Annotated in this window: 9 protein-coding genes; 7 read left to right on the top strand and 2 right to left on the bottom strand. The window is 70.6% G+C overall.

The features are described from left to right. The first annotated feature begins 129 nt into the window (after positions 1–129). Positions 130–1698, top strand: a complete 1569-nt coding sequence (locus ACREEF_RS14595) for a TadG family pilus assembly protein (RefSeq protein WP_431566296.1) — start codon at positions 130–132, stop codon at positions 1696–1698. A 37-nt stretch (positions 1699–1735) separates the two neighbouring features. Here the strand turns inward: ACREEF_RS14595 and ACREEF_RS14600 are convergent, their stop codons facing one another. Further along, positions 1736–3091: a peptidoglycan DD-metalloendopeptidase family protein gene (locus ACREEF_RS14600; protein WP_431566297.1), complete on the bottom strand. Its 1356-nt coding sequence runs from the start codon at positions 3089–3091 to the stop codon at positions 1736–1738. Positions 3092–3421: 330 nt separating this feature from the next. On the opposite strand from ACREEF_RS14600, the gene ACREEF_RS14605 reads away from it, so the two are divergent. The 4 genes from ACREEF_RS14605 (at position 3422) to ACREEF_RS14620 (ending at position 7599) form a co-directional block, all read left to right on the top strand. Next, complete coding sequence (locus tag ACREEF_RS14605) at positions 3422–6637, top strand: intermembrane phospholipid transport protein YdbH family protein (protein WP_431566298.1); 3216 nt, start codon at positions 3422–3424, stop codon at positions 6635–6637. Positions 6638–6725: 88 nt separating this feature from the next. Continuing rightward, positions 6726–6914 (top strand): YnbE family lipoprotein, encoded by a 189-nt coding sequence (locus ACREEF_RS14610; protein WP_431566299.1) that lies wholly within the window; start codon positions 6726–6728, stop codon positions 6912–6914. A gap of 16 nt (positions 6915–6930) precedes the next feature. Further along, positions 6931–7290, top strand: a complete 360-nt coding sequence (locus ACREEF_RS14615; RefSeq protein ID WP_431566300.1) for a YdbL family protein — start codon at positions 6931–6933, stop codon at positions 7288–7290. A 9-nt stretch (positions 7291–7299) separates the two neighbouring features. Continuing rightward, positions 7300–7599, top strand: coding sequence for a hypothetical protein (locus ACREEF_RS14620; RefSeq protein WP_431566301.1), 300 nt, complete (start codon positions 7300–7302; stop codon positions 7597–7599). Here ACREEF_RS14620 and ACREEF_RS14625 read toward each other — a convergent pair. Continuing rightward, positions 7596–8756, bottom strand: coding sequence for a DNA cytosine methyltransferase (locus ACREEF_RS14625; protein WP_431566302.1), 1161 nt, complete (start codon positions 8754–8756; stop codon positions 7596–7598). The genes ACREEF_RS14620 and ACREEF_RS14625 overlap by 4 nt on opposite strands. A 97-nt stretch (positions 8757–8853) precedes the next feature. Here ACREEF_RS14625 and ACREEF_RS14630 point away from each other — a divergent pair, with 97 nt between their 5' ends. After that, positions 8854–9309 carry a COG3650 family protein gene (locus ACREEF_RS14630; protein ID WP_431566303.1) on the top strand — a complete coding sequence of 152 codons (456 nt, stop codon included), beginning with the start codon at positions 8854–8856 and terminating at the stop codon, positions 9307–9309. Between the two features lie 122 nt (positions 9310–9431). Beyond that, positions 9432–9715: acyltransferase family protein (locus ACREEF_RS14635; RefSeq protein WP_431566304.1), on the top strand; the 284-nt coding region annotated here is incomplete at its 3' end.

A 9715-nucleotide genomic window follows, 5' to 3' on the forward strand; every position in this document is an offset into this window, starting at 1 on the left:
TCTCCGCCGAGGATCATTCACCGGACGGCGGTGGTCCGCCTGGGGGGCTACTGAGATGGCCGCCCGTCGCTGGCTGACGGACGACCGAGGCGGCGTCGCCATCATGACCGCCGCCTTCGGGGGGGGGTGATGTGCGTCCTGGCGGCCCTGGCGGTCGACGTGGGCTCGGTTTCGCTGAAGGCGCGCCAGATCCAGGGGACCGCCGACCTGTCGGCCATGGCCGCCGCCCACAACCTGGCTCAGGCCGACGCCGCCGCCCGCGCCACGGCCTCGGCCAACCTGTCCGACGTCCAGACGGTCAGCGTGGTCAAGGGCGGCTATGTGGCCGACCCCCGCATCGCCCCGAAGGACCGCTTCAGCGCCGGGGCGAGCGAGCCCAACGCCGCCCGGGTCTCGGTGACGGCGCCCGCTCCCCTGTTCTTCGGGCGCTGGATCCTGAACCGCGACAGCGTCGCCGTGCGCAAGACCGCCACCGCCGCCATTCCCGGCGGCCAACCCCAGGCCATGTTCTCGATCGGCTCGCGGCTGGCCAGTCTGGACGGGGGTCTGGCCAACGCCCTGCTGTCGGGCCTGCTGGGCTCAAACGTGTCGTTGACGGTGATGGATTACCGCGCCCTGGCCGGAGCCCAGGTCAATCTGCTGCAGTTCTCGGACGCCCTGGCGACGGACATCGGCCTGACGGCGGGCGACTACGACGCCTTGCTGCAGCAGGAGGTCACGGCCGGGCAGGCGCTGAGGGTGCTGGAGCCCATCGCCGGCGCCGGCGCCCAGTCCGCGTTGAGCAAACTGACCCGCGCCCCGGTCGACGCCAAACTGAAGCTGAAGGACCTGATCGGCGTCGAGGCCGACGCCAGACAGGGGCTGCGCGAGGCGCTGAACGCCGACGTCTCCGCCCTTGACCTGATCATGGCCTCGCTGGAGACCGCCAACGGCGACCGTCAGGTGGCGCTGGACCTGGGCGCGCGCGCGGGTCTGGCCGACCTCGACATCATGCTGGCCATCGGCGAACGGCCCAACAAGTCGCCCTGGCTGACCATCACCGGCAAGGGCGAACCCATCATCCGCACAGCCCAGGCCCGGATCTACCTCAAGGCCACGACGGCGCAGGCGCTGGCGGGGCTGGCTCAGGTCAAGCTGCCGATCCTGGTCGAGGCGGCCGCGTCCGAAGCCAGGCTGAAGCGGATCACCTGCGACGGCGCGCGGACCGTCACCCTGGCCGTGCGGCCGGGCGTCGCGCGCGCCCGTATCGGGATCATCGACGAGTCAAAGCTGAAAAACTTCAAGGCGCCGCTGGCCACCTCGCAGGCCACCATCCTGTCCGCCCTGGCCGGACTGGTCGTCATCAAGGCCAAGGCTGATGTCGACATCGCCGACACGGACTGGACCGATGTCACCTTCAACGCCGAGGACATCGCCAGCCAGGACGTCAAATCCGTTCGTTCACGCGGCTTCGTGAACGGCCTGATCGTCAGCCTGATCCAAGACCTCGAACCGGATGTCGAGGTCGGCCCCCTGGTGCTGGGCCTGGGCAATCTGGTCAAGGCCGTCGGCGTGCTGCTGACGCCGGTGGGACCGGTGCTGGACGGCGTGGTTCAGCCCCTGCTGGACCTGCTGGGCCTGAAGCTGGGCGAGGCCGACGTGCGCGTGCACGGCGTCCAGTGCCCGACCCAGGGCCGGACGCCGGTTCTTGTCGGATAGGAAGGGGCGCGACGCCCCCACCGTCAATCCGCGCCCGTCAGCCTTCGACGGAGCGCAGACCCGAGACCGCGGCCTGCTGCACCACGGGGCGGCGCTGGCCGCCGGCGGCGATGATGCGGTCGATGCGGGCCTTCTCGGCGCGGAAGGCGGCCAGGTCCGAGCCCGCCAGAACCGTGCCTTCCTGGGTCTTGATGCCGGACGGATTGATCCGCTGGCCGTTGCGCCAGATTTCATAGTGCAGGTGCGGGCCGGTCGAGGCGCCGGTCGAGCCGACATAGGCGACGACCTGGCCCTGGCTGACGCGCTGGCCGGCGCGGATGCCCGAGCCGTAACGCGACAGGTGGCCGTATCCGCTTTCCAGACCGTTGGCGTGACGGATGCGCAGCCAGTTGCCGTAGCCGCCCCAGCGCCGGGCCTCCACGACCACGCCGTCGGCCGGAGCCACGATCGGGGTGCCGGTGCCAGCCGAGAAATCCATCCCCTGGTGCATCTTGCGGTAACCGGAGATGGGGTGGGTGCGGAAACCGAAATTGGAGCTGACCCGGCGGAAGCTCTGCAGCGGGGTGCGCATCATGGCCGAACGGGTGTTCTTGCCCGTGGCGTCGAAATACTCGGCCGTTTTCGCACCGGGGCGCTGATAGCGATAGAAGGCGTGGCCCTTGAGCTCGGCGTAGAGCAGTTCGCCGGTCTCGACCGTGCGGCCGGCCTCGGTCACCGAACGATCGAAGACCAGGGTGAACTCGTCCGAGGCGCGCACGTCGCGCTGCATATCGAACTTGTGCGCGAACAGCTGGCTGGCGCGGCGCACGACCGCCGAGGTGGCGCCCAGTTCGCGGGCGCTGGCCGACAGCGAACGCTGGACCTTGTCGTTGGCGACGACGGTCTCGTGCGTCACCTTTTCGTCGAGGGCGCGCAGACGAAGCGCGCCGTCGAAGCTGCGCGACACGGTCAGCTGGCTGGCCGGGCCGGTGCGCATGGTCAGGCCGATCAGGCGGGCGTCGCCCCGGCCGCCGCGCGGCTTGGACACGGCGGTCTCGAATTTCAGACCGGCGCGCAGATCCTTGAGGTCGAAGGCGCTGGCGACGGTGGCGGCCACGGCGCTGGCTTCGTCGGCGCCGACGCCGGTGCGGCGCACGGCCTGTTCGAAGGTTTCGCCGCGACGGATTTGAACGGGGATGGCCTCGGGGGCCGTCAGACCGGCGGGCGCGCCGGCGGCGGCGTAGGCCTGGGTCTCGAGATAGGCGATCTGTTCCGACGTCAGCGCCGGAACTTCTTCGGCGCGCACAGGTTCATAGGCTTGGCCCGCCACGAGAGCGATGGTCACGGCTGCAGCCGTGGTCAGGAAATACGGCGCAAGCCGCATGGGCTGGCGGCGCGGATCGAACTGAGCCATCGGTCCCCGGCAAACGACGACGCCCTACTGGCGCCAAACCACTCGAATCATGGATCGCGCCCAGGTCCCCCCGGAAACGCGAAGCGAGCAATATAGCCCGCCCGTCCCATCTTGGGAAGCGGGAAGGTTACAATTGGTTAACCCGGGGCGCGACAGGCCAAGTATTCCACTGTTTTTCCTGAATCATCCGACGCGAGCGGCCCTCTTCTCGCCTTGCTTGACTGAGCAGTGACTGAAGCGCCACGCTCCAGTGTTCATGCGGCAACAACTGTTGTCCCTGACCATTCTGTGGCGTTGTTGCCGCCTCCTTCCCCTGAACGCCGAGCGCCTTTGACCGACGACGCCCCCGCCTCCAAGCCCCGACCGCGCCGTCGCTCTGTCGCCAGGGGAGCGCTGACCGTCCTGCTGATCGGCCTGCTGCTGCTGATCGTGCTGGCGGCGGCCCTCTATCTGAACCGGCGCGCCGCCGCGCGCGAGCTGCTGACCGGCTGGCTGGAACGCAAGGGGATCGACGCCGACGTCGAGGTGGAGCAGCTGGAAATCGACGGCTTCGTCGGAAAAATCAGCATCGGCGACCCGCGCAATCCCGACTTCAAGGTCGAACGGGTCGAGGTCGACTACGCCCTGGGGATGCCCTGGTCCAAGGCTGGTCTGGGCGTGACCCCCAGCCGCATCCGCCTGGTCCGGCCCCTGGCCCGGGCCAGCTGGAAGAAGGGCAAGCTGTCGCTGGGTTCGCTGGACCCTCTGGTCGAGGAGTTCATGGCCCGGCCGCCGCGCCCCGACCAGCCGGCCCCCCTGGTTATCGTCGAGGGCGGCCGCGCCCGCATCGACACCGAATACGGGCCGCTGCAAATCCTGGCCGACGCCCGCGTCGACGACAGCAAGCTGATGCGGTTGCGCGCCCGCCTGCCCGCCGCCTCGCTCAAGAGCGGAAAGACCGAGGCGCGCGGCCTGAGCGCCGTCGTCGACCTGACCACTGTCGGGGACCGCGTGGCGCTGAAGATCGAGGCCGAGGCAGAGCAGTTCGCGACCGCTGGCGCGGGAGGCCGCGCGGCCCGGCTGAACCTGACCGGCGACCTGCCCTATCCCGACCTGAAGACCCGTCGCGGCGACGGCCGCGCCGTCGTCGCCGCCCACCTGACCGCCGACGCCCTGACGGCGGGCGGGATCGAGGGACGAACCGCAGAAGCCTCGCTGGACTTCGACGGCCAGACCCAGGGCTGGATCGAAACCTTCCGCATTACCGGCGAGGGCCAGACGCGGGTGCGCGCCCAACGCCTGACCGGTCCGGGACTGGAGGCGCGCGGCGCCGACCTCGCCCTGAACCGCGCCGACGTCACGGTGGCGCGCGGTGAACGCGGGCTGGAATGGCGCGTCGCCTCGCCGGCCGCCGTCCGACTGGACAGCGGCTCTGTCGGCGGGACGCGGCTGACCCAGGCGATGCTGACGTCTTCGAACCTGACGGCGGGCGGGCGCGACGACGCCTTCGAGGTCCAGGGGCCGCTGGCCCTGGCGGCCGGGCGGCTGGCCGCGGGCGACCTGATCCTGAACGAGGCGCGCGGGCGACTGGGGCTGGACGTGGTGCGCGACGGCGTGACCCGGGTGACGGCGACCGGGTCGCTGGCCGCGCCGCGCGCCGCCTGGCCCGGCTTCGGGGCGCCGACGGCCGACGACCTGCCGGAACTGGCCGAACTGAAGCGGGCGCTGGGGGCCTTCGCCATCGACGCGCCGGGGCTGAGACTGGCCACCGGCAGCGCGGGAACCGAACTGACCCTGACCCGACCGGTCACGGCGCGCCCGGCCAACGGCGGTCTGCTGACGCTCTCCCCGGCCAGGACGCCCCTGTTCGCCGCCGAATCCGGCCAGTCGGGCGGCGGCGCCCTGAGCCTGACCTCACAGCGCGGCGGCGGCCTGCCCGAGGCCCAGTTCGCCGTGCCGTCGTGGAGCCTGACATCGGGCGGCTTCCGCGCCCGACTGGAGGGCAAGGCGGCGCTGGACTTCGGACCCGGCCGCGGCATCGCCCTGTCGACCCGGGGCGACCTGGCCTCCAGCGACGGGCGGCTGACCTACATTGCGCAGGACTGCATCCCCGTCAGCGTCGAGCGGCTGGAACTGGGCGAGAACGACGTCACCGACCTCGCGGGCCGCTTCTGTCCCACAACCGCCCCGCTGATCACCGTCGCGAACGGCAGCTGGCGCGCGCAAGGGTCGCTGGCCGACGTCAGCGCGACCGCCCCCTTCCTGGCCATGCGCTTCGCCGACGCGCAGGGACGACTGGTCGTGGACGGCCAGCCCGCCGGCCTGTCGATGACGGCGACCGTCGCCCGGGCCCAGGTCGCCGACACCACCGATCCGCAGCGCTTCCTGCCGCTGACGGCGACCGGCGAGGCGAAGCTGGCCAACGACGTCTGGAGCGGCGGATTCGACCTGACGCGACTGAGCCATGCGGTCGGCCGCCTCGACCTGCGCCACGACGGCCGGACCGAGGCGGGCGGCGTGAGCATCAGCGCCCCGAACCTGACCTTCACCGAACACGGCCTGCAGCCCGACGACCTCAGCCCCCTGGCCGCCGACTATCTGAAGTCGCCGGTCGAGGGTTCGGCCGGGTTCGAGGGGCGGTTCGACTGGACGCCGGACGGTGCCGCCAGCGCCGGCGTCCTGACCACGACCGGCCTCGACTTCACCAGCCCCGCCGGCAAGGTGAAGGGCCTGAAGGGCCTGGTGGAGTTCACCAGCCTGACGCCGCTGATCACCGCGCCCGATCAGGTGCTGACGGTCGACCGGCTGGAGACGGTCACGCCGCTGACCGACCTCGACCTGAAATTCATGCTCGACGCCGAGGCCCTGCATCTGGCGGGCGGCAAGCTGGACGTGGCCGGGGGCCGCATCAGCATCGAACCCTTCGCCGTGCCGCTGTCGCCGGGCCAGCCCTGGGGCGGGGTGATCGTGGTCGAAGAGGTCCAGCTGAACGAGCTGATGAAGAGCGCCAATCTTCAGGAGAAGGCCGAGCTGGACGCCGTGGTGTCCGGCCGCCTGCCCTTCACCTACGCCCCCGACGCAGGCTGGCGGATCGTCGGCGGCGTGCTGAACGCGGTGCGCCCCGGTCGCCTGTCGATCCAGCCCGAGGTGTTCGACGACCTGGCGGCCGGTGGCGGCGCGGCCGACGGCGCCGCCCTGCCGCCCAACACCATGCAGGATCTGGCCTATCAGGCGATGCAGGACCTGGCGATCAGCGACCTGAGCGCCGAGGTCAACAGCCTGGACGAAGGACGGCTGGGGGTTCGCTTCCGCATCCACGGCCGCCACGATCCGCCCGAACGCCAGCAATTGCGCCTGGGCTGGATGGAGGTGATCCGCCGCGACTTCCTCAAGAAGAAGCTGCCCCTGCCGTCCGACACCCCGATCGACCTGACGCTGGACACCACCTGGAACGCCAACCAGATCGTCAACGACCTGCTGGAATGGGGCAAGTCCGCCAACGGCGCCGCCCAAACACCAGACCCGGCGCCCACGCCCGAGCCCGACCCTGCGAAGGAAACACCTTGAGCTACGGCGCCGCTTTGTTCAGAACCCATTCACCCGCGGCGGCGTTAGATCGTCACGACCTTAACCGCCGCCTTCGGAGATCGGCCCCATGATCAGCAAGCGTGAGATCGCCGTCGTTCTCGGCCTCGCCGCCGTCAGCGTCGCCGCCTGCTCGCCCACGGTGAACATCAAATTCAGCGAGCCGTTGCAGATTTACGCCAAGCTGGACGCCGACATTCGCATCAAGCTCGACCAGGAGTTGCAGAACCTCCTGCGCGAGAACCCCAACCTGTTCTGAACGAAAAGGGGCTGACATGACCAACCGCAAGCTCTTCGTCGCCGTCGCCGCTGTCGCCGCCCTCGGCGTGGCCGCCGGCGCCGCCGTGGCCCAGACCGCCTCGCAGAAGGCCCTGGTCGACCAGGCCAAGGCCGCAGGTTCGGTCGGCGAACAGGCCGACGGCTTCCTCGGCGTCCGCACCTCGGTGGCGCCCGACACCCAGGCCGCGGTCAGCGCGACCAACGCCGGTCGTCGCCAGGCCTACACCCGCAGCGCCGCCGACGCCGGCACCTCGGCCGAAGTGGCCGGGGCCCGGATGTTCGAGACCCAGCTCTTCCCCCGCATCAGCTCGGGCCAGTGGTACAAGAACGCCGCGGGCCAGTGGGTCCAGCGCTGATCTGAAGCGATGAAAACGCCCCGGGCCGAAGGTCGGGCGGGACGTTTCCTGCTGGCCCTCGGCCTGGCGGTCGTGATCGCCGCAGCCGCCACCCTCGGTCTGGCCGGATACTGGCGGCTGATCGGCGGCGGACCGATGTCCGTTCATGGCTGGATCGCCATGGGGCTGGGCGTGCTGGGCACGGTCGGCCTGGCCTGGCTGCTGATGGCCCTGGCCTTCCACTCGGATCGCGAGGGCTGGGACGACCGGGTCGACAACCGGCTGGACCCCGGCCGGGACGAGGCCGAAGACGACGAGACGCTCTATTAGGCGGCAGCCGCCCCGCCCTCGCCCACGATGCCCAGCGCCGGCTCGAACAACTGCCGCGACAGGGCCTCGACCACCGGCACGGCCACCGCGTCCCCCATCAGCTTCAGCGCCGCGCTTTCGCTGGCCGGCAGGACATAGTCGTCCGACACCCCCATCAACCGCGCCGCCTCGCGCCCGGTCAGGCGGCGCATGCTTGCCTTTCCCTTGTCGCAGATCACCACATACTGACGCGAAGAGCCGCCCGAGGGCGTTCGCAAACAGCCCGCCAGGCCGTCAAAGCGCAGCTCCAGCCGCTGATGCTTGACCCCGTCCAGGGTGCGCACCCGGCGGAAGGCCGCGCCGACGCGGCGCTCGCCCGAGGCCAGGACCGCGTCCAGCCGCGCCTTGTGCAGCGGCGACAGCATGGCCAGCAGGGTCCTGGTCTGAGCCTTGGTGAAAACCGGAACCTTGGGCTCAAGCACCGCAGACAGGTCCAGATTGCGGCGCGGCGGCGGCGTCAGGGCCCACCAGGCCCAGCAGGCCTGAACCGCCTCGGACAGGCGGGCATGGGCGGCGATCAGGCGCGGCGTATGGAAAGGCCCGCTCGGCGCGGTCGCCGTCGGTCCCTCGACCCCGCGCATGGCGACGACGAACAGCCGCGGCCGCGACTGGGGCAGCCACAGGGCCGCGTCCATTTCCAGCGCGCCGACGCGATAGCCGGCCTCGACCATGGCGGCGCAGACGGCCTCGAAGTCCCGCCCCTCGCCCGAAGTCAGTAGGCCGGCGACGTTCTCGATGACGATGATGCGCGGGGCGCGGCCCTCAAGGTCTAGCCCCTGCATCAGCTTCCAGAAGCCCCAGAAGGCGCCCGAGCGCACGGCCTTCAGCCCGCCGCGCGCGCCCGCCAGGCTGACGTCCTGACAGGGCGACGAGGCCCAGCACAGGTCCGGCGTTCCGGGGATGTCGGCGGGGGTCAGATCCCAGACGTCGCCCTCGGCCAGCAGGGTCCCGGCGTGGTTGGCGCGAAAGGCGCGGGCCTTCATGGCGTCGATGTCGTTGGCGAAGATGGTGTCGAACCCGGCCAAGCCTCTGGACAGACCCAGGCCCGCCAGCCCGCCCCCCGCGAAGAACTCGCAGGCGGTCAGGGGAACGGAAGGGGCGGCGACGCGATTCGTCATGTCCGGCACCATAGCGCAGGGAAAAGCGTTTGGCGCCTGCCCTTGACCGGGGATCGCGCCTGCGGTTCCTGACGATCGACCTGAAACGGAGCCCGCCATGCGCCTCGCCCCTCTTTTCGCCGCTGTAGCCGCTGCTGCTGCGTTGGCGGCCTGTTCGCAACCGGCGGCCGACAAGGCCCCCGCCGCCCCGGCCGAGCCGCGCGCCCTGGCCGGCGTCGATCTGGACCAGCCGCTGCGAGTGCTGGGAACCGAACCCTTCTGGGCCGTCGAGATCACGGCGACGGGCCTGACCTATTCCGGCGTCGACCGCCCCGAGCAGAAGGCCGCCAACCCCGGCCCGGCGCTGCAGGGCACGGTGGCGATCTGGACCACCGAGACCGAGGCCAAGACCCCGCTGGTCGTCACCCTGACGGCCACCGACTGCTCCGACGGCATGAGCGACCGCACCTATCCCCTGACCGCCAGGGTCGAGATCGGAGGCGAGAGCCTGACCGGCTGCGCCGCCGCCGTCGCGGCGATCGAGAAGGCCGGCGAAAGCGGGCGGGTCGAGTAAGCCCCCGCTCATCCCGGCCTTCGCCGGGAGCAGCGAAAGGGCGAGATTTTGGCGCCGGAATTGCTGCTGAGGCCCCAGGCCGCTTAACGCTTCCCAAAGCGGCGCTATCCTATGGTGGCCGCATGACCCCGACGCCTGTCGATCTTCGCCCGTTGACCGCCTTGCGATTCATGGCGGCGCTATGGGTCGTGCTCTACACTTTCTGGCCCAATCTGGACGTCGGCTTCCTGCCGAACCTGGCGGCCAAGGGCTATCTGGGCGTCGAGCTCTTCTTCGTCCTGTCGGGCTTCATCCTCAGCCACGTCTATCTGCACGCCTTCGCCGAGAAGCGGTTCTCTTATCGCGGCTTCCTGTGGGCGCGGATGGCGCGGGTCTATCCGCTACACGTCTTCACCCTGCTGGGGGT

Origin of the sequence: Brevundimonas sp., assembly GCF_050729455.1 — a bacterium.
Classification (GTDB): Bacteria; Pseudomonadota; Alphaproteobacteria; order Caulobacterales; family Caulobacteraceae; genus Brevundimonas.

Bases quoted from the DNA above. Each gene is read 5' to 3' on its own strand.
- ACREEF_RS14595 (WP_431566296.1), top strand. From the start codon at position 130: ATGTGCGTCCTGGCGGCCCTGGCGGTCGACGTGGGCTCGGTTTCGCTG.
- ACREEF_RS14600 (WP_431566297.1), bottom strand. From the start codon at position 3,091: ATGGCTCAGTTCGATCCGCGCCGCCAGCCCATGCGGCTTGCGCCGTAT.
- ACREEF_RS14610 (WP_431566299.1), top strand. From the start codon at position 6,726: ATGATCAGCAAGCGTGAGATCGCCGTCGTTCTCGGCCTCGCCGCCGTC.
- ACREEF_RS14615 (WP_431566300.1), top strand. From the start codon at position 6,931: ATGACCAACCGCAAGCTCTTCGTCGCCGTCGCCGCTGTCGCCGCCCTC.
- ACREEF_RS14620 (WP_431566301.1), top strand. From the start codon at position 7,300: ATGAAAACGCCCCGGGCCGAAGGTCGGGCGGGACGTTTCCTGCTGGCC.
- ACREEF_RS14625 (WP_431566302.1), bottom strand. From the start codon at position 8,756: ATGACGAATCGCGTCGCCGCCCCTTCCGTTCCCCTGACCGCCTGCGAG.
- ACREEF_RS14630 (WP_431566303.1), top strand. From the start codon at position 8,854: ATGCGCCTCGCCCCTCTTTTCGCCGCTGTAGCCGCTGCTGCTGCGTTG.